Origin of the sequence: Cognatazoarcus halotolerans (genome assembly GCF_009800965.1) — a bacterium.
Lineage (GTDB): Bacteria > Pseudomonadota > Gammaproteobacteria > Burkholderiales > Rhodocyclaceae > Cognatazoarcus > Cognatazoarcus halotolerans.
Window position 1 is genome coordinate 79,069 of sequence record NZ_WUAF01000014.1, and the last position, 19,037, is coordinate 98,105.

At 60.9% G+C, this 19,037-nt stretch carries 20 protein-coding genes; 8 read left to right on the top strand and 12 right to left on the bottom strand.

Annotated elements, in window-relative coordinates; translation table 11 throughout:
• Positions 1-40: 40 nt before the first annotated feature.
• Positions 41-319, top strand: a complete 279-nt coding sequence (gene ftsB / locus GQB03_RS16960; protein ID WP_159691932.1) for a cell division protein FtsB — start codon at positions 41-43, stop codon at positions 317-319.
• Here the strand turns inward: ftsB and GQB03_RS16965 are convergent.
• From GQB03_RS16965 to GQB03_RS16975, 3 genes are all read right to left on the bottom strand, one after another.
• Positions 313-879, bottom strand: a complete 567-nt coding sequence (locus GQB03_RS16965; protein ID WP_235027109.1) for a C40 family peptidase — start codon at positions 877-879, stop codon at positions 313-315. The two genes, ftsB and GQB03_RS16965, sit on opposite strands and share 7 nt — an antisense overlap.
• The gene (gene dtd, locus GQB03_RS16970; RefSeq protein ID WP_159691936.1) at positions 879-1,316 is read right to left on the bottom strand and encodes a D-aminoacyl-tRNA deacylase; all 438 of its coding nucleotides are present in this window, start codon (positions 1,314-1,316) and stop codon (positions 879-881) included. The genes GQB03_RS16965 and dtd overlap by 1 nt, the downstream gene beginning before the upstream one ends.
• Before the next feature lie 96 nt (positions 1,317-1,412).
• Positions 1,413-2,258, bottom strand: coding sequence for an SIMPL domain-containing protein (locus GQB03_RS16975; protein ID WP_235027110.1), 846 nt, complete (start codon positions 2,256-2,258; stop codon positions 1,413-1,415).
• Positions 2,259-2,266: 8 nt separating this feature from the next.
• Between GQB03_RS16975 and GQB03_RS16980 the strand changes: the two genes are divergently transcribed.
• Positions 2,267-3,145, top strand: a complete 879-nt coding sequence (locus GQB03_RS16980; protein WP_159691938.1) for a DMT family transporter — start codon at positions 2,267-2,269, stop codon at positions 3,143-3,145.
• Between the two features lie 36 nt (positions 3,146-3,181).
• Here the strand turns inward: GQB03_RS16980 and GQB03_RS16985 are convergent, their stop codons facing one another.
• From GQB03_RS16985 to GQB03_RS17000, 4 genes are all read right to left on the bottom strand, one after another.
• Positions 3,182-3,718, bottom strand: coding sequence for a gamma carbonic anhydrase family protein (locus tag GQB03_RS16985; RefSeq protein WP_159691940.1), 537 nt, complete (start codon positions 3,716-3,718; stop codon positions 3,182-3,184).
• A 135-nt stretch (positions 3,719-3,853) separates the two neighbouring features.
• The gene (locus GQB03_RS16990; protein ID WP_235027111.1) at positions 3,854-5,239 is read right to left on the bottom strand and encodes an FAD-binding oxidoreductase; all 1,386 of its coding nucleotides are present in this window, start codon (positions 5,237-5,239) and stop codon (positions 3,854-3,856) included.
• A gap of 75 nt (positions 5,240-5,314) precedes the next feature.
• Positions 5,315-6,430, bottom strand: coding sequence for a 4-hydroxyphenylpyruvate dioxygenase (gene hppD, locus GQB03_RS16995; protein WP_159691945.1), 1,116 nt, complete (start codon positions 6,428-6,430; stop codon positions 5,315-5,317).
• 237 nt (positions 6,431-6,667) lie between these two features.
• Positions 6,668-7,126 carry a universal stress protein gene (locus GQB03_RS17000; RefSeq protein WP_159691947.1) on the bottom strand — a complete coding sequence of 153 codons (459 nt, stop codon included), beginning with the start codon at positions 7,124-7,126 and terminating at the stop codon, positions 6,668-6,670.
• Positions 7,127-7,266: 140 nt separating this feature from the next.
• On the opposite strand from GQB03_RS17000, the gene GQB03_RS17005 reads away from it, so the two are divergent.
• Complete coding sequence (locus tag GQB03_RS17005; protein ID WP_159692009.1) at positions 7,267-8,715, top strand: MBL fold metallo-hydrolase RNA specificity domain-containing protein; 1,449 nt, start codon at positions 7,267-7,269, stop codon at positions 8,713-8,715.
• Positions 8,712-10,481, top strand: coding sequence for a PHA/PHB synthase family protein (locus tag GQB03_RS17010; RefSeq protein WP_159691949.1), 1,770 nt, complete (start codon positions 8,712-8,714; stop codon positions 10,479-10,481). Before GQB03_RS17005 ends, GQB03_RS17010 begins: the two co-directional genes overlap by 4 nt.
• Before the next feature lie 106 nt (positions 10,482-10,587).
• Here GQB03_RS17010 and fnr read toward each other — a convergent pair whose 3' ends face one another.
• The gene (gene fnr / locus GQB03_RS17015) at positions 10,588-11,325 is read right to left on the bottom strand and encodes a fumarate/nitrate reduction transcriptional regulator Fnr (protein ID WP_046534548.1); all 738 of its coding nucleotides are present in this window, start codon (positions 11,323-11,325) and stop codon (positions 10,588-10,590) included.
• Between the two features lie 117 nt (positions 11,326-11,442).
• Here fnr and hemN point away from each other — a divergent pair, with 117 nt between their 5' ends.
• The gene (gene hemN, locus GQB03_RS17020) at positions 11,443-12,834 is read left to right on the top strand and encodes an oxygen-independent coproporphyrinogen III oxidase (protein WP_046534546.1); all 1,392 of its coding nucleotides are present in this window, start codon (positions 11,443-11,445) and stop codon (positions 12,832-12,834) included.
• A gap of 71 nt (positions 12,835-12,905) precedes the next feature.
• Complete coding sequence (locus tag GQB03_RS17025; protein ID WP_159691951.1) at positions 12,906-13,613, top strand: sulfite exporter TauE/SafE family protein; 708 nt, start codon at positions 12,906-12,908, stop codon at positions 13,611-13,613.
• 37 nt (positions 13,614-13,650) lie between these two features.
• Here GQB03_RS17025 and GQB03_RS17030 read toward each other — a convergent pair whose 3' ends face one another.
• On the bottom strand, positions 13,651-14,070 hold the full coding sequence (locus tag GQB03_RS17030) for a MerR family DNA-binding protein (protein ID WP_159691953.1): 420 nt from the start codon (positions 14,068-14,070) through the stop codon (positions 13,651-13,653).
• 64 nt (positions 14,071-14,134) lie between these two features.
• Here GQB03_RS17030 and GQB03_RS17035 point away from each other — a divergent pair, with 64 nt between their 5' ends.
• Positions 14,135-16,534 carry a heavy metal translocating P-type ATPase gene (locus GQB03_RS17035; RefSeq protein ID WP_159691955.1) on the top strand — a complete coding sequence of 800 codons (2,400 nt, stop codon included), beginning with the start codon at positions 14,135-14,137 and terminating at the stop codon, positions 16,532-16,534.
• A 15-nt stretch (positions 16,535-16,549) separates the two neighbouring features.
• Positions 16,550-16,756 (top strand): heavy-metal-associated domain-containing protein, encoded by a 207-nt coding sequence (locus tag GQB03_RS17040; RefSeq protein ID WP_159691957.1) that lies wholly within the window; start codon positions 16,550-16,552, stop codon positions 16,754-16,756.
• Positions 16,757-16,762: 6 nt separating this feature from the next.
• Here the strand turns inward: GQB03_RS17040 and GQB03_RS17045 are convergent, their stop codons facing one another.
• Genes GQB03_RS17045 through GQB03_RS23285 form a run of 3 tightly spaced genes read right to left on the bottom strand, consistent with a single transcriptional unit; the run spans position 16,763 to position 18,212 of the window.
• Positions 16,763-17,188, bottom strand: coding sequence for an ExbD/TolR family protein (locus tag GQB03_RS17045; RefSeq protein ID WP_159691959.1), 426 nt, complete (start codon positions 17,186-17,188; stop codon positions 16,763-16,765).
• Positions 17,188-17,922: a MotA/TolQ/ExbB proton channel family protein gene (locus tag GQB03_RS17050; RefSeq protein WP_159691961.1), complete on the bottom strand. Its 735-nt coding sequence runs from the start codon at positions 17,920-17,922 to the stop codon at positions 17,188-17,190. The genes GQB03_RS17045 and GQB03_RS17050 overlap by 1 nt, the downstream gene beginning before the upstream one ends.
• A 2-nt stretch (positions 17,923-17,924) precedes the next feature.
• Positions 17,925-18,212, bottom strand: coding sequence for an energy transducer TonB (locus GQB03_RS23285; protein WP_159691963.1), 288 nt, complete (start codon positions 18,210-18,212; stop codon positions 17,925-17,927).
• Between the last annotated feature and the right edge of the window lie 825 nt (positions 18,213-19,037).

Genomic DNA, 19,037 nt, shown 5'->3' on the forward strand with positions numbered 1-19,037 from the left:
CAAGGTGCCGGCCCGCTTCAGTTAAGCCCTTCAGAAAACGATGCGCTGGCCAACCATCATCCTGACCGTGTTACTTGTCGTGCTGCAGTACCCGCTGTGGTTTGGCAAGGGTGGCTGGTTACGGGTCTGGGAAGTCGATCGTCAACTTCAGGAGCAGCGAGAGCTCAATCAGAAGCTCGAGCAGCGCAATGCCGCACTGGAGGCGGAAGTCCGCGATCTGAAGACCGGCTTGGACGCTGTCGAGGAGCGGGCGCGCTTCGAACTCGGACTCACCAAGCCGGGCGAGATATTCGTACAGACACCCAAGTCTTCTCAGTAGGTCGAGTCTGACCCCAGCCGTGTCTCCTCTCCAAGCAGGGTCCGGGCGCCGTCGAAGCGGGTCGCGAAATAGCGATTGTCCATCAGTTCCACCCTCACCTTGCCACGACTGCTTGGTGCATGGATGAAACGGCCGTCCCCGATATAGATGCCCATGTGGGAATGCGCCTTCCCCTGTGTATTGAAGAACACCAGGTCGCCGGCTTCGAGCGCCTCACGCGGGATTGGGCGGGTACGCGCGGCGATCTTCGCCGCATTATGTGGCAGCCGCTGCCCGGACACTTGCTCGACGACGAAGCTGACCATGCCGCTGCAATCCAGCCCGGCTTCCGGGTTGCGGCCACCGAATCGGTAGCCGGTATCGAGCAGGCTGAAGGCTGAGAGCACGATCTGCTCCCGCTGCCCGGCGTCTGGTAGCTCGAAACGCTCATTACGGGCGCTTTCCGATTGATCCGACGTTGTCCAGTGACGTTGTGGCGTCGAACTGCACGCCGAGATCATGGCGGCCATGAGCATGATCGCTGCCTGCCATGTGCGCGGCCGCAGTGGTTTGCCGTCCATCATGCGTTCAACCAGAAGGTGACCGGGCCATGATTCACGAGCGAGACCCGCATTTCGGCGCCAAAGCGGCCGCTCGCAACGACCGGATGCGCGGCCCGCGCGAGACGTTCGAGGTAATCGAACAGGCGTTGAGCGTCGGTTGGCGGGGCGGCAGTCGAAAAGCCGGGGCGTGTTCCCTTGCTGGTGTCGGCAGCCAGGGTGAATTGCGGCACCAACAGCAGGCCACCGCCGACGTCCGTCAGCGAGCGATTCATCCGGTCGTCCTTATCCTGAAACACCCGATAACCGAGAAGCCGCTCGACAAGCCGCTGGGCGTTGCGTTCGACGTCGTCTCGTTCAATGCCGATCAGGGCCAGCAGACCGTGACCGATCTCGCCGACCACCTGATCGTCGACGATCACCCGCGCTTCGGTGACCCGTTGAATGAGTCCGATCAAGTCATTGCTCCGGCGCGGAAGAGCCCCAGGGGGCCGTGGACATTCCCCGCGATCGGCCCCGCGCAGCCTTTTTCCCGAAAGGCGTGCAGTGACGCATCAGTCGGTCAGCTCCACGGTTCCGTTGATGTTAACCGATACGGTGCTTTCCCCACCCTCGATCGGTGCTGGTGCCGCCTCGGCGGTTGCCATCGCCACTTTCGCTCGCATATAGACCGGTGGGTGCGTGCCTGATTGGTTGACGCTGAGTCGTTGAATCCGGTATTTCCGGCCGAGCGTGTCGGCGATCAGCTGGGCGCGGCGCCGGAAATCCGAGATTGCAGCTACCGTGGCCTGATTCTCGGCTGCCCTGCGTGTCTCGGGTGCGGGTTCGAGATTGATCTGCGAGACAGCCAGACGTGACTGCAGCTTGCCTATCAGGGTGGACATGGCCGCGATATCACGGCTCTCCAGCCGAATCTGCGAACGCATCCGCCAAGCCGAAAGCGTGCGACCGTCGCGGTCATAGATCGGATAGGTGCTTGTACCTGCGGTAGAGACCTTGACTGAAGGGTAATCCTTGGTGAGCGCGAGCGCCTGGGTAATGGTCTTGTTCACCTTTTCGGAAAGTCCCGCCGGATTTGAATCCGTCGCCTCGAAATACGCCACCGCAGTGGCCAGGTCGTTCGCCGCTTCGGCGCTCCCCTCGGCATTGATCTCGACGCTGGGCACCGCCGGTTCTGCAGCGTTTGCGCCGACTGCAGCGAGACTCAGGAAGCTTGCATAAACAAGGTGCGACCAAAATCGAGTGCGCATTTGGACCTCTTCATGTTGTAACGGATGGCGCCGGATCCCGACCCCTCTCAATGCTGCCGCAGATCGGCTTCGTAACGCAAATCGATGCGGGACGCTTGCTTGCAGGCTGTGCGGTAGATCGTCATGATGCCGGGCTATCTCGTTGAGCAACACAATCCATGGATGCAAACCGTCTCGTCGGTGCGCTTTATGTAGCCGTTTCCGCAACCGCGTTTGGCGCAATGGCGATCTTTGCCCGCAATGCCTATGCAAGTGGTGCCGATGTTACCGCGGTCCTGTTCCTGCGCTTCCTGATCGCCGGCGCGGTGATGGGCTGCGCAATGCTCCTGTTCCGGCGGCGCTGGCCGCGTGGGCGCAATCTCGCCGTGCTGGTCGGTATGGGCGGAATCGGTTACGTTGGGCAGTCGTTCTGTTTCTTCTCGGCGCTCAATTACGCGAGTGCAGGCCTCGTCGCGCTGTTGCTTTATCTACATCCTTTCATGGTCACACTTATCAGCGCGGCATTGTTTGGGCTGCGTTTGACGGCACTGCGCCTGGGGGCCGTGATTGCCGCATTGCTCGGGACTGCGCTTACCATAGGCTCCGATATCAGCGGAGAGCCACTGGGAATTCTGTTGGGCGTGGGCGCCGCAGTGCTCTATTCGATCTACATCCTGGTTGGCAGTCGAGTTCTCAGTGAGGAGGATCCTTTTGCCGCCGCGTGCGTGGTGATGCTTGCTGCCGCCGCGAGTTTCGGGGCGATCGTGATGACGGCCGGCGCGCGTTTTCCGGAAAGCGGCGGTGGGTGGACGTCGATCGTGATGATCGCGCTGCTATGCAGCGTTGCGGGAATCGTCTGTTTTTTTGCCGGCATGCGGCGGCTTGGGCCCTCCGATGCGGCGACCCTGTCGACGCTGGAGCCGGTTGTCACCTTTGTGCTTGCCGGAATATTTCTTGGTGAACCGGTTCTTGCGAATCAGGTCGTTGGCGGTGCGGTTATTCTCACCGCGGTCGTCGTGCTGGCCAGAGCGCATGCTGCAACGCCCCGACCGGGTTGAGCGGGCTCCGCCTGTCCTGCTTCTCGACGAGTTTCCTCAGGCTTTCACGGGTGTGATGTCCACCAGATCGGCCGCGTAGCGGCGTGCATTGCCGACGTAGCCGTCTGCGTTCTCCATGAGGCGATGCAGATCGTCATCGGTGAGCTGTCGAATGATGCGCCCGGGCGAGCCTACTACCAGAGAACGATCCGGGATGACCTTGCCTTCGGGGATCAGGGTATTCGCGCCGATGATGCAGTTTTTGCCGATGACCGCCCTGTTGAGCACGACTGCGCTGATGCCGATCAGACTGCCGTCGCCGATGGTACAGCCGTGGAGCATTACCATGTGCCCGATCGTCACGTTGCTGCCAATGGTGAGGGGAACACCGTCGTCGGTATGCAGTACCGACCCATCCTGGATATTGCTTCCTTCGCCCACGGTGATCGGGTCGTTATCGCCGCGGAGCACCGCGCCAAACCATATGTTCGCTCTGGCCCCGAGCCTCACGTCACCAATGACCGTGGCGTTATCTGCAATCCAGCAGCCTTCCCCGATTTCGGGGGCGCGATCACCCAGCCTGTAGATCGGCATGGTCTAACCTCTTCTGTTGTTTTCGCACCCGTTTCGGGCGTTTGGGCCGGCAATGATAGCAGTGGGCAGGGGTGCTGCAAACCGTGCCGCCATACGCACCCAGTGCCGGGGCGGGAACGCCGACGGAGCAGCTTTTCAGATAACCTTCCCCGGGTTGAGGATGCCGTCGGGGTCCAGTGCCCGCTTGAGCGTTCGCATGAGCGCGATTTCGGCCTCGCTGCGGGAGTAATTCAGGAAGGGGCGCTTCAGCGTTCCAATACCATGTTCGGCCGAAATTGCCCCGCCATAGTCCTTCACAATCTCGTATACCGCGGTTTCGGCCTCATGTGCCGTCGCTTCACTGCCATCCGCCAGGCTATATATGAGATGCAGGTTGGAGTCGCCGATATGTCCGAAATACAGCCCCTCCTGGCCGGGCCAACGTTCGTCCAGCGCGGTCCGCATACGTTCGACGGCCTCACCGATCTGGCCGATCGGAATGCTGACGTCGAAGGCCAGCATTGGCGCGAGATGGCTCATGATCTCGGGCGTTGCGTCGCGCAGCGCCCAGAATGAAGCCGTATCGGATTCCGATCGGGCAAGCGTTGCGTCGAGCACCAGACCCAGCGTCATCGCCTCTTCTAGCATGGCCTCGAAGCGCTCACCATCGCGAAGCGGATCGGCGGTCACCATGTCGGTAAGTACATAGAATGGTGCGTCGCCCAAGGGGGCGCGGGCTTTGCCATAAGAGGTTGCTGCGCGGTAGTAATCGGGCCACATGGCCTCAAACGCACCGACCGCTCCGACCAGGCGACGTTGCGCAAGGCGCAAAAGCTTCACGGCAGCGTCGAAGCCATCGACTGCGCACAGTGCGGTGCAGGGCGCAGCGGTTTGCGGTTGAAGACGCAATACCGCCCTGGTAATCACGCCGAGCGTCCCCTCGCTGCCGATGAATAGGTGCTTTAGGTCGTAGCCGGAATTGTTCTTCTGCATCTTGTTCAACATAGACAGCACCGTTCCGTCCGCCAGTACCACCTCGAGACCAAGGACATGATCACGGGCCATGCCGTACCGAATCACCCGGTTTCCTCCCGCGTTGGTCGACAGGCCGCCGCCGACCACTGCGCTGCCGCGTGCTCCCCAATCCAGCGCGAAGAGGAACCCATGGGCATGTGCGGCTTCCTGCACGACCTGAATCGGTGTGCCGGCAAGTGCCGTAAGCGTGGCCGCAGCGGTGTCCACCTCCTCTACACCGTTCAGGCGCTCAAGCGTGAGCGCCACCTGCCCGGCTCCCGGAACCGCTGCACCCGTCAGGCCGGTGAGACCGCCCTGTGGTACCACGGGCGTACCGAAACCATGACAGATCGCAAGAGCCGCCGCGACGTCGGCAGTGTTTTTTGGCCGCAGCAGGGCCAGTGGCTTACCTTCGGGCACGCCACTCCAGTCCTTGAGGTAGCGGGCTTCGATCGCGTCGCCGACGATGACTTGATCGGCCCCGAGTTTTTCGACAAGACGATCAATCAACGCCGCGGTTTCGGTCACTGGGAGTCTCCTGGTTGGTTTGGCTCGAGATGATAAGGGATCCTGATCCGCCATGTTGATCAGTGGCTCGGGTATTCAGGACGGTTCCTGCTTGAGCACGCCCCGGCGAATCTGATCGACCTCTATCGATTCGAACAAGGCTTTGAAATTGCCCTCACCAAAGCCCTCGTTGCCCTTGCGCTGAATGAACTCGAAGAAGATCGGACCGATCTGGTTCTCCGAAAAAATCTGGAGCAGCAGATCGCCCGCGGCACCATCTACCAGAATGCGGCGCCGTCGAAGTTCGGCAGTCGGTTCGCCGTGTCCCACGATTCGTTCGTCCAGCATCTCGTAGTAGGTGTCGGGAGTATCCAGCAGCTTGATACCGTTGGCTCCAAGCCCGTCGACGGTTTCATAAAGGTTTTCGCTTGAAAGGGCGATGTGCTGGATACCCTCGCCATGATAACGATCCAGATATTCCTGGATCTGGCCTCGGGTTTCGTTGCCTTCTTCGTTGATCGGGATCCTTATCTTGCCGCAGGGCGATGTCATCGCCTTGGACTTGATCCCGGTTATCTGACCTTCGATGTCGAAGTAACGAATCTCGCGGAAGTTGAACAGTCGTTCGTAGAAATCAGCCCATTCGTTCATTCGTCCCCGATGAACATTGTGCGTGAGATGATCGATCGCCCGTAGACCGAGTCCTTTGGGTGCGGGGTCCACTTCGTTGCCTGAGTCGTCAAGGAGCGGCTCGAAGTCAACGTCGTAGATGCTGATGTCACCCACGCCGCCCTTGCGACCGTTCTTCCCCCGCCAGCGGTCGACAAGATAGATGAGTGAATCGCCGATGCCCTTTATCGCGGGAATGTTCAACTCCATCGGACCCGCATGATTGTCGAATCCCCATGCGCCTAATTCGAGTGCCTTGCGGTAGGCAGAGCGCGCATCCTGCACCCTGAAAGCGATGGCACAGATGGACGGACCATGCAGCCGAGCAAACCGTTGGGCAAATGAGTCGGGCTCAGCGTTCAGGATGAAATTGATACCGCCCTGGCGGTAAAGGGTGACATTCTTCTGTCGATGTCGAGCAATCGGCGTGAATCCGAGCTGTTCAAAAAGCCTGCCCATCGCGACCGGATCGGGTGCCGCGTATTCGACGAACTCGAATCCATCCGTCCCCATGGGGTTTGACCACAGGTCGAGGGTACTCATCTTGTCTCTCCTTCGGTGTTTTTTCGATTCGCCTCGAGCATGCGGCGAATCGATACACTTTAGAGATTCAAGTTAGGCATTCGGTTGCGAAATTACCCCGGATGCGGCCCTTTCCGGGCATGAACTTTCCTTTGGACGCCGTTCTCCGGGTGAAAAATCCGACGCCCGCAAGATCGCGGAACTATGTTGCGACGTCACGCTGCTCGCCGGATGGCGTCTCGGGCAGCGTGACGACGTTCAGGTTGTCGCCTCTTCGCGATAAACGAGAACCGGAATACGGCAGTGTGTCAGCACCTTCTGGGTCTCACTGCCCAGAAGCAGGCTTGCCAAGCCACGGCGACCGTGGGACGACATGAAGATCAGGTCGCATTCGTGACGTTTCGCAGCGGCGATGATTGCTTCGTAAGGTACCTCGTTGACGACCGTGTCGCTCGTCGAACTCACTGCGGATGCGTTGGCCATGGCGCATGCATCGGCAAGAATCCGGTCGGCTTCCGCTTTTGCCGAAGCTGCGAACTGCTCGGGTGTCGTCGGGTCGATAAGCGCACCCTCGCCGTAGATCGGCATTGGAAAGTCCGGCTGGGCATAGAAGAAGACGATCTTTGCGCCGGACTCCTGTGCAAACGAAACTGCCCGTCGAACGGTGCTCTTGGAGAGGTCGGAGCCATCGGTGGGGACGAGGATATTCTTGAACATTGAAACCTCCAGTAGGAGCGGGATCACGATTCATTATATGCGCCCGTTCGGACAAGAGCCGATTGACAAGGATCAAGCAGCCCCGCGATGTTCGCGCGATGATTCGATCAATCGATGGTCGGGGAGCTCACATGACAAGTATGGAAGTATGCTTTCACGGCGCGGCGGGAGAAGTGACAGGTTCCTGTTACGAGGTCCGGCACCCCGGTGGGCGGTTCCTGGTCGATTGCGGCATGTTCCAGGGCGGCCGGGAGGCAGACGGCAAGAATCGTCGCGCGCTCAATTTCGACGTCCGCGAGATCGATTTCGTACTGTTGACCCATGCACACATCGATCATTCAGGCCTGCTTCCGCGACTTTTCGCGCTTGGCTACAGTGGTCCGATCATATGCACCAGCGCGACCGCGGATCTGTTGGAAGTCATGCTGCGCGATGCCGCCCATATCCAGGAAAAGGAGGCCGAGTGGCGCCTTCGGCGTCAGCGCAGGGGTGGCGCAAAGCGCGTCACGGAGACGGCGCCAATCTACACGGTGGCGCAGGCCGAGCATTGTCTGCGCTATGTCGAGAAGCATGATTACGACGAACGGATAATTGTTTCCGAGCAGATCGAAGTCTGTTTCCGAGACGCCGGACACATCCTCGGATCGGCAATCGTGGAGGTGTGGCTCGGTGCCGCCGGGCAGCGCCGGAAGCTTGTTTTCTCGGGTGATCTGGGGCAACCCGATCGACCCATTCTGCGCGATCCGACGCCGATATCCGTAGCCGATTACCTGTGGGTCGAGTCAACTTACGGTGATCGCCTCCACCGGGCCTTCGATGATACCCGGAGTGAGTTGATCGAAGCCCTGCACAACACGTTACACGTACGACATGGCAATGTAGTCATTCCGGCCTTTGCAGTAGGGCGCACTCAGGAGATTCTCGTCGTGCTGGCCGAACTCGTCAGAAGCGGTGACGTTGCGCCACTGCAGGTTTACGTGGATTCTCCGATGGCCACGGCAGTCACCGAACTGACGATGCGTCACGACGACCTCTGGGACGACGAGAGCAAGGCGTTGCAGGCTTGGTGGCGCAGCAATCCCGAGCGTTTCAGGGTGCGTTTCGTTTCCGATGTAGAGGAGTCGATTGCGCTGAACCAGGTAAAGAGCGGTGCAGTGATTATCTCCGCCAGCGGGATGTGTGACGCCGGTCGCATCAAGCATCACCTCAAGTACAACCTTCCGCGGCCGGAATGCGCCATTGTCATTGCCGGGTTTCAGGCCGCCGGTACGCTCGGGAGGCGCCTGGTGGATGGGGCGAAGCTCGTAAGGTTGTTTGGTGACCCAGTCGTGGTGAGGGCGGCTGTCCACACCATCGGCGGACTCTCCGCCCACGCGGACCAGGCAGCGTTGATTTCCTGGTTGGGCAACTTCAGTTCTCCTCCGAAAATGACGTTTGTAGTCCATGGTGAGCAGAGCAGCGCATGCGCGCTGACGAAGCTCGTTGAGGAAAGGTTGCAGTGGCGCAATGTGACCATTCCCTCGGCCGGGGAATGCATCGCGCTTGATGCGGCGTCAGAGAGAGACAAACAAGGACAATGGGAATCATGAGCGATAAACCTACCAAGACCAAACGGGCGCGGCGGACCAGTTCGCCGGCCGTGAATCCTGGGGAACTGGCGAGAAAATCGTTTCGGCAGATCCACGAGACCGTCGAGGGCGCCGTTGATCCGCTCGGCCTCGCCGCGCCCATCGTGCATGCCCAACTTGCCTGGATGGCCCATCCGCAGGAACTGGCGGAGGCGAGTACCCGGCTTGCCGGGGAATTGTGGGAGTTGCAGTGGCACAACTGGCGGCGCATGGTCGGTCTTTCCAGCCGCGACCCGGCCGAACCCCATGCGGACGACACGCGTTTTCGCGATCCGGTGTGGCGTGAATCGGCGGGTTGGGACGTTCTCAAGGAGAGCTACCTGATCTTTACCCGAAACATGCAGGACATGCTTTACGCAACACCCGGTCTTTCCAGCAAGGAGCGGCGGCGTGCCGCCTTCTGGTGGCGCAAGTGGCTGAACGCCACGGCCCCCACCAATTTTCTGCTGACCAACCCGGTCGCTTTGCGCAAGGCGATCGGGACACGCGGGAACTCGTTGGTCTCCGGATTCCGCAATTTTCTCGATGATCTCGAGGCCGGTTCGGTACGTATGACCGACCCCTCTGATTTCGTGGTCGGGAAAAATCTGGCGATGACGCCGGGCGCGGTGGTGTTCCGCAATCGATTGTTGGAAGTGATCCATTACGCGCCCACCCGGCCGAAGGTACACAAGGAGCCGGTCGTCATCGTGACGCCCTGGATCAACAAGTTCTACATTCTGGATCTGAATCACAAGAAGAGCATGGTGCGTTACCTGCTCGAACAAGGCCTCGACGTCTTTATCACCAGTTGGAAGAACCCTGATGAAAGCATGCGCGATGTGAGTTTCGATGATTACCTCACCGATGGGGTCAATGCGATCGTCGAAACCGCACGTGGATTCACCGGCGCCCCGAAGGTGCATGCGGTCGGCTATTGCATCGGAGGAACAGCGCTTTCCATCTACATGGCCTGGGCCAACAGGAAGTTTGCGGCGGAGGATGTCCCGGTCCGAGACTGGACTCTGTTTACCACCCTGGTCGATTTTCACAAACCTGGCGACATCGAGGTCTTCATCGACGAAGCCAGCGTACGCTTCATCAACAACGGCATGGCCCGCAAGGGCTATCTCGACGGCAAGGACATGGCGTCATCCTTCCGGCTGCTCCGGTCCAACAGCCTGATCTGGCACTATGTGGTGCACGGCTGGCTTTACGGTGAAAAGCCAGCGCCATTCGATGTCCTGTTCTGGAACATGGATACCACGCGAATGCCGTATGCCATGCATTCGTGGTACCTGCGTGAGCTCTACCTGAACAATCGTCTGAAGGATGATGACGCCCTCGAGGTGGCCGGTCAGCCGATCGCACTGAGCCGGATCGAACAACCGCTCTACGCTGTGGCCGCCGAAGACGATCACATTGCTCCCTGGCATGAGACCTTTCGCATCGCCAATCTCGTTACCGGTCCGAAGCGTTATGTGCTGTCGAGTTCCGGACACATTCTGGGAATCGTGAACCCGCCGGTATCACCTCCGAAGCGGACCTTCCGGGCCGGTGATGCCCACCGGGCCGAATCCGCCGATGCCTGGCACGCACGTACGCCACAGGCGGATGGCAGCTGGTGGGAAGACTGGATGGCCTGGTTGAAGCCCCGCTGTGGAGAGCTGGTACCGGCAAGCGAGGCCGCATCGCAGGCTTTCCCAAGTCTTGCGGCTGCTCCCGGCACCTACGTGCTGGAGCCGTGATGAGAGGCGCCGCGCGAAAACGACCGACGCAGTTCCGCTGAGACGTTCCGATGCCTCGAAGATGTGAGCGGGCGGGGGCTTCCCGGAGCCCCGACCGCTTGCGCGATCAGTTTCGGGTACAGCGGACCAGGAGTTGCTTCAGTCCGTCGATATCGAGAATCCGGATATGTTTCTGCTGTACCGAAACAAGTCCCTCATCCTGAAATTTCGAGAATGCTCGCGATACGGTTTCGAGCTTCAGTCCAAGATAGGAGCCGATTTCATCGCGCGTCATGCGTAGATGGAATTCGGCCGCCGAGAACCCGCGTGCCATGAAGCGCTGTGACATGTTAAGAAGGAACGCCGCGAGGCGTTCCTCGGCGCGCATCGAGCCAAGCAGCATCATGACACCATGGTCACGCACGATCTCGCGGCTCATGACCTTGTGAAACTGGCGCTGCAGCGACTCAACCTCGCGGGACAGTTCTTCGAGACGGGCAAATGGAATGACGCACACTTCGCTGTCTTCGAGCGCGGTTGCATTGCATGAATGGTTTTCTCCACTGATGCCGTCGAGGCCCAGGATTTCGCCGGTCATCTGGAAGCCTGTTACCTGTTCGCGTCCATCTTCGAGCAATACATCGGTCTTGAACGAACCGGTGCGGATCGCGTAGATTGCCTCGAAAGAGTCACCGGCACGGTAGAGCTGGCCTTGGCGCTTGACTTTGCGTCGTGCGCCGACGAGTTCGTCGAGGCGGTCCACCTCGTGCGCGGCGAGACCGAAAGGCAGGCAGAGCTCACGAAGATTGCATTGCGAACACGCAACCTTGAGGTTTTGAGGCGTTATCGCAAACGATGCTTTCATGTCCAGATTTTCGGTTCCCCTGTCGGTGTCAATGCCATATTCAGCTCTTTGATCCACGTCAACCCCTTTGGCGTCGAATTTTGCGATCTTTGCCACGAATTCCATCAGAAGATCGACATGGCCGACAGCAGAGACACTTTGTTCAATCCCCAACTCATCAAGCGTTTCGATGTGAATGGGCCGCGGTACACTTCCTATCCCACCGCAGATCGTTTCGTCGAGGCATTCAATGCCGACGCCTACAAGCATTGGTTGGGCCAACGGTCCATAGGCGGTATCAACAAACCGCTTTCATTATACTTTCACATTCCGTTCTGCAACACGATCTGCTATTACTGCGCGTGCAACAAGATCATCACGAAAGACCACGGGCGCTCTGCCAAGTATCTGAAATACATTGCAAAAGAGATCGATCTCCAGGCTTCGAATCTCAATGGCGGGCGAGATGTACTGCAGTTGCATCTAGGTGGTGGAACCCCCACGTTCCTGTCGCACACCGAAATGCGCGAACTGATGGCTGCGGTGCGAGGATCTTTCAATCTCGTTCCGAACGGTGAATATTCGATCGAGGTCGATCCGCGAAAAGTGGATTTTGAAACCGTGGCGCTGCTCGGCGAGCTCGGCTTCAACCGCATGAGCATCGGTGTGCAGGATTTTTCCCCGGATGTACAGCAGGCGGTTAACAGGATCCAGAGTTTTGAGGAAACGAAGCTCGTGCTGGACTCTGCGCGGCAGGTTGGCTTCAAGTCGATCAGCATGGATCTGATCTATGGATTGCCCAAGCAGAACGTTATCAGCTTCAATCGTACGCTCGAGCAGGTGCTTGAGCTCTCGCCGGATCGAATCTCGCTTTACAGTTATGCCCACCTGCCCGGGCTGTTCAAGCCACAACGCCGGATCTCGGCCTCGGACATGCCTGCTCCTGAAGCGAAGCTGCAGATACTGCAACTCGCGATTCGCCGTCTGACGGAAGCGGGGTATGTCTATATCGGCATGGATCACTTCGCGAAACCGGATGACGAGCTTACCGTCGCGCAACGCCAAGGTCGGCTGCACCGAAATTTTCAGGGCTATTCGACTTACGCGGAATGCGATCTGATGGCCTTCGGAGTGTCGGCCATCGGAAAGGTTGGCCCAACCTACACTCAGAACGTCAAGACGCTCGACGAATATTATGACGCCCTGGATCGCGATGACCTGCCGATCCTGCGTGGTATCGAACTCACTCCGGACGACCTGCTGCGACGCTCCATAATCCAGGCCTTGATGTGCCATTTCGAGCTGTCGATCGAATCGATACAGATCTCCTATCTGATCGATTTTCGCAAGTATTTCGCGGAGGAACTCGAAGATCTACGGGAGATGGAAGAGGCCGGGTTGTTACAGATCGACGACCAATGGATATCCGTTCTTCCCGCGGGGCGAATGCTGGTCCGTGCCATTGCGATGGTATTCGATCGTTACCTGCGGGCCGACAGGGAACGGACGCGTTATTCGAAGGTCATTTGATAATATTGCGTTGCAGCAACCGATCTATCGGCGGACAATATCGGACCACGTTTTCGGGGTGCGCGTGATCAATGCCTGAGACCGGCTATATCGCTGTATTTCTTATCGGCCTCCTGGGCGGTACGCACTGCATAGGCATGTGCGGTGGCATCGTGAGCGCACTTACCGTTCAGTTGCCGGGAGAGTCACGTCGGGACTGGCCGCTACATCTCGGCTACAACCTCGGGAGGATTGCGAGCTACACCGCCGCGGGGGCTGCGATGGGCGCGCTCGGTACGGTGGGCATGTTGTTCAATAACGTGCTGCCAGTGCAGATGACGCTGTATGTGGTGGCCAACCTGATGCTCATCGCGCTGGGCCTCTATCTGACCGGTTTTACCCGTTTTCTCACTCCGATCGAGCGGCTCGGCCACAGGCTGTGGTCGCGCATTCAGCCTCTCACGAGGCGTTTCCTGCCGGCGCGTTCGGTGAGCCAGGCTCTACCCCTGGGAATGCTGTGGGGCTTCCTTCCATGCGGTCTCGTTTACAGCGTGCTCGCTACGGCGCTCGTGACCGGCTCGGCTTCACGTGGGGCGATGCTCATGCTGGCGTTCGGCCTCGGTACTCTGCCAAACCTGCTGCTGGCCGGGATGTTGCTCAAGCGGTTGCGTGATTACACACGCAACAAGGTCGTCCGTGCCGTGTCAGGCATCGTGGTACTCGGTTTCGGCGTCTTCGGGCTCGTCAATGCGCCGTCGCTCGGGGCAAACCTCTGGAACGGTGTCGTCTGCCACATCTGAGGCTGGTGTGTTAGTGCATTGTCGTCCGGCGTCGGAGTCAGCGCGCGTGGGTGTCCAGCTCATCATTTTCGGCGAGCGTGTGCAGGATCGGGCAGGGCGCGGGTGACTCCGTGTGCTCACAGCAAGCAATCAGCCCCTTCAGTGCATCGCGTATTTCCTGGAGCTGACGCAGGCGCTTTTCCACCTCGCCGAGCCGCGCCTGGGCCAGCGCACGCGCTTCGGCGCGATCGTCGGTTTCGTCCAGGCTAAGCAGGTCTCCTATTTCGTCGAGCGAGAACCCGAGCGCCTGAGCGCGACGTATGAAGCGCAAGCGTGCAAGATCCCCACTCTCATAGATCCGATAGGCCCCCCGGCGTGGCCCCTTGTCGCTGAGTAGCCCGCGCCGCTGGTAGTAGCGGATGGTTTCGACGCCGACGCCGGCCGATTTTGCGAGGGTACCGATGGTAAGTGGTTTCATCTGTTGACTCCGTATCAGGGTACGGAGTTTAGACTCGTTTCATCGAGCAGGAGCGCATGGAACGATGAACAGCGAAGACATATCCTCCAGTGACAAGCGTCGTCTTGAGCTTCCCGTGGCTGGCATGACGTGTGCAGCATGTGCAACGAGGATAGAAAAGGTTCTCCACCGTCTTCCCGGCGTTGAGGCCGAAGTCAATCTGGCGGCGGAGCGTGCGGTGGTGCGGTTGAGCGACGCCGCCGTGTCGGGCGAAAAGGTACTCGAAACAATCACGCGCGCCGGATTCTCGGTTCCTCGCGGTGAGATGCAGCTTTCGATCGTTGGCATGACCTGCGCCGCCTGTGCCACGCGGATCGAGAAAGTGCTCAATCGCATGGCCGGTGTGGAGGCTCAGGTCAATCTCGCGACCGAACGTGCGCTGGTCCGTTACCAGCCTGGACTGGCAGACAAGTCCGACATCATCGATGCGATTCGCAAGGCGGGGTATGACGCGATCGAAAGCGGGCAGGCCGATCGTGAGGCCGAAAAGGCCCGCAAGGAGGCAGCGTACAGGCAGGAGCTACGGCGCTTCTGGATTGCCGCCGCGCTCACGTTGCCGCTGCTGGCCCAGATGCCGGCGATGCTCGGTGGTGGCGGGCATCACGACCTCCTCCCGAGATGGTTGCAGCTCCTTCTTGCCACGCCGGTGCAGTTCTGGATCGGTGCGCGATTCTATCGAGGCGCATGGTCGGCACTGCGGGGCGGCACCGCCAACATGGACGTCCTGGTGGCGCTTGGTACGAGCATCGCCTACTTGTTCAGCCTCGTGGTGACGCTTGGCGGATTCGAGGGACAGTACGTGTACTTCGAGGCGTCCGCATCCATCATTACCCTGATCCTGATGGGAAAATTGCTCGAGGCAAGGGCCAAGGCCCGAACCTCTGCCGCGATCGAGGCACTCGTCAGCCTGCAACCCGCGATTGCGCGTGTGGAGCGCAACGGCGAGCTGGTGGAAGTGCCCGTAGAATCCCTGCGCCAGGGCGATGCCTTCGTGATTCGATCCGGTGACAAGGTACCGGTTGATGGCGTCGTCGAGCGCGGCGAGTCGGCGATCGACGAGGCCATGCTCACCGGCGAGAGCGTGCCGGTGAGCAAACGTGTCGGCGACAAGGTGTTTGCCGCGACGCTCAATGGTGCAGGCGTACTTTACTGCCGTGCGACCGGGGTTGGGTCGGAGACGCTGCTCGCCGGTATCGTTCGCATGGTCGAGGCTGCCCAGGGGTCGAAGGCGCCGGTCCAGCGATTGGCGGACAAGGTGTCTGCGGTCTTCGTGCCGGTAGTCGTGAGCATTGCCGTACTCACGCTGGTGCTGTGGTGGTGGCTCGGCGGGAGCTTCACCCCGGCGATGGTCAACGCGGTTGCCGTGCTGGTGATCGCCTGTCCCTGCGCTCTCGGACTCGCGACCCCGACGGCGATCATGGTGGGTACCGGCCAGGGGGCGCGGGTCGGCATTCTGGTTCGAAATGCTGAAGCGCTCGAACTGGCCGAGAAGGTCAGCGTTCTGGCGGTGGACAAGACCGGAACGCTCACAGAGGGCCGCCCCGTGCTGACAGACGTGTGCCCGAGTGAGGGCGTCGGCGAAGAGCAGCTGCTGGCTCTGGCCGCGGGCCTGGAGAAGGGCAGTGCGCACCCGATCGCATCGGCGATCACAGGTGGTGCCAGCGCGCGCGAAATCAGGGCGATCGACATCGACGATGTACAGGCGGTGGCGGGCAAGGGGATTGTCGGCACGCTGGACGGTGATCGCGTGGCGCTGGGCTCGCCCGCGTTCATCTGCGAGACGCTTGGCGTCGCCGGGCCGCTCGGGGCCGAGCTGGCGGAGAAGGCGCGTACCGTCGTCGCGGTGAGTCGCGGCAGCATGCTCGTTGGCCTGCTCGGGGTTGCCGATCGTCTTCGTCCCGGTGCGCGAGAGGCCGTGGAGCGCCTGAAGGGCGCCGGTGTGAGGGTGGTTATGCTGACCGGTGACAACGCGCTCACCGCGGCGGCGATTGCCAGGGAGTGCGGAATCGAGGACTACCGTGCCGGCGTGCTGCCGGCCGACAAGGCCGAGGCGGTTCGCACGCTGGCTGGCGAAGGCCTCGTGGGAATGGCGGGCGACGGCATCAACGATGCGCCCGCGCTCGCCGCGGCGGATGTCTCGTTCGCCATCGGCACCGGCGCGGATGCTGCCGTCGAGGCGGCGGACGTGACCCTGGTTCGCAACGACCTGACCGGGGTGTACGATGCCATCGAACTTTCGCGCGCCACGCTGCGCAAGATCAGGCAGAACCTGTTCTTCGCGTTCATCTATAACGTGCTTGGGATTCCGCTGGCGGCGTTCGGGTTCCTCAACCCCGTCGTTGCCGGCGCCGCGATGGCGATGAGTTCTGTTTCGGTCGTCACTAATTCGTTGTTGTTGCGTCGCTGGCACAGGCGGCGCCTTTGATGGAGGTGTGTGGAAGTGGAAGAAATCGTGATTGGGGTTGATGGCATGACCTGCCAGGGTTGCGTTCGCAGCGTGACTGCCGCATTGAACGGACAGGCGGGTGTTTCGGCAGTGGATGTGTCGCTCGAGAAGGCGCAGGCAAAGGTTACGTTCGATCCGGCGGCAACCAGTCCTGCGGCCTTGCGTGAGGCGGTCGAGGAGGCCGGGTTCGACGCAGCCTGAGCTTTTTTAGCGTTCGGCGTGGTCGGGCAGGGTGACGAAGCCGAGGCGGGTGATACCCGCCTTGCGCGCCTCGGACATCAGTGTTGCCAGCGCCTGGTAGCGGGTGTCGCGGTCAGCCCGCAGTTGCAGCTCAGGCTGCGGGTCGGTTGCCGCGGCAGCGGCGAGGTGCTCCGGGAGTGCATCGGCGGCAATCGCGGCGTCGTTCCAGAACAGCTGTCCTTTCGCGTCAATGGAAAGGGTGATCGTCTCGGGCGGTGTCACGGCCGGGTTGCTGCTGGCGGTGGGCAGGTCGATCTTGACCGCGTGCGTCAGCAGGGGCGCGGTGATCATGAAGATGATCAACAACACCAGCATCACGTCCACCAGCGGCGTGGTGTTGATCTCGCTCATCGGCTGATTGGTGCCCTTGTCGTCGAATCCTCCGAATGCCATCAGCTTGTCTCCCGTGATTCGACGGAGGCCGCACGGGTCTTCCCGCTGCTGGCGAGGCGTGCGCCGGTGGTGAAGAAAGCATGCAGGTCATGGGCGAACGCATCCAGCTCCGCGAGTTCGACCCGGTTCGCCCGATTGAAGGCGTTGTAGGCCAGCACCGCGGGAATCGCCACGAACAGCCCCGCTGCGGTCATGATCAGTGCTTCGCCGACCGGCCCGGCAACGTGATCGAGCGTCGCCGCGCCGGAGGCCGAGATGCCGACCAGTGCGTGGTAAATGCCCCAGACGGTGCCGAACAGCCCGACGAAGGGCGCTGTCGAGCCGATCGAGGCAAGTGTGGTCAGTCCGCTCTCCAGGCTTGCGGTGCTTCGCGCCATGGATTGGCGTAGCGCCCGGGTGAGAAATTCACCGCGCTCCAGCGAGCCCCCCAGCGTCTGCGCACCGCGCGTATCGAAGTGTCGGATTGCAAGATCAGCATGGTGGGCGAGTTCGTCGAATGATGAGCCGGGTGCGCTTCTCGTCAGGGCCTCCAGACCGGTTGCGAGTTGGGGGGCCAGCCAGAAGGCGTCGACCGCCGAGCCCCGATTTCGCTGTCGGATCAGGCGCAAACCCTTGCGCAGGATCAGGTACCAGCTGGTGAGCGACATGATCAGCAAGGCGATCGCCACCGCATGACTGATTGCGTCCCCCTGCGCCCAAAGATTGCCTGGGCCGAAGTCTGCACCTTGTGGCATGGTCAATTCTCCAGTTTGAATACGATAGGTACCTGAACCCAGCTATCGATCGGTGTCGTACCACGCATCGCGGGGGTAAACCGCCAGTTTGTCACCGTCTGTTGTGCCGCGGCGTCCAGGCGGGACGAGCCCGAACTCTCGATGACCTCGACCGTGCCAGGATTCCCGTCTGCATCGACCTTGACCCTGAGCAGGATGCGTCCCTGTTCGCCAAGGCGTCTTGCCAGCGGTGGGTATCGCGGTGGCGGATTGCGCAGATAGGCCGCATCGAAGCGCGCCGGCGTTTCCACCGGTGCCTTGTTCCTCGTGGTGTTGGTACTTGGCTGGGCAGTGGCGCGTTCTCCGTCCAGTGGTACAGCGGACTTGGGCGCGGGCGCCTGCGCGATGGTCTCGGCCGGTCTGATATCTTCAGTGTCTGTGGTGGCCGGCGGCGGGGGCGCCGATTGTAGCGTCGGTCGCGGTGCCGTTCGTACCGCGGGTTCCGGTGGCCGCGGCGGTGGCCTGTGTGGGGGCTTGGGCGGCGGTGCAGGCGGCTGGATGTGCCGCTCCGACGGGGCTGCGGCGCGGGCCGGAGGCTGCGTCACAGCATGCGGCGCGGGCGGAGCGAGAAGCTGGACGAGCATGGGAGGCGGCTCGTCGGTTTTCGATTCCTTTGGGGCGTGTTCGAACAGCCAGGCGAGGACGACTGCATGAACGATGCCCACCAAGATGAGCAGCAGCAGTCGTGTTGCCAGGCTCTCCCGTGCGTGCCGGTTCCGTGGCGTGGCCGCTGGCATCCGCTCGGTTCGTCCTGCATACGGGGTCACGCCCTGCACATCGGTTGTCCTCGTCAGCCGGGATTCGAGCGGCGTGCGGAAAACCGTCGGGGATTCCGACCTCCGCCCGCCGCCGCAATCCCGCGGTCGATCGTAGTCGGAACGGCCCGGCTCCGGGCTTCGTCGGCGCCGTAATGGCGCAGGAACGATTTGCCCCGTTGTGGCCACAGCACAGGATTTGCAAAACGCTCACCTGTTTCCCGGTAGGGCGCGCAGCCGGTCCTGCGGTGGCCTGCCGATCCAGACTGGAGGCGGATTATACGCAACTGCGCGATCGGGTCCGACGTGCCGAAGGATGGC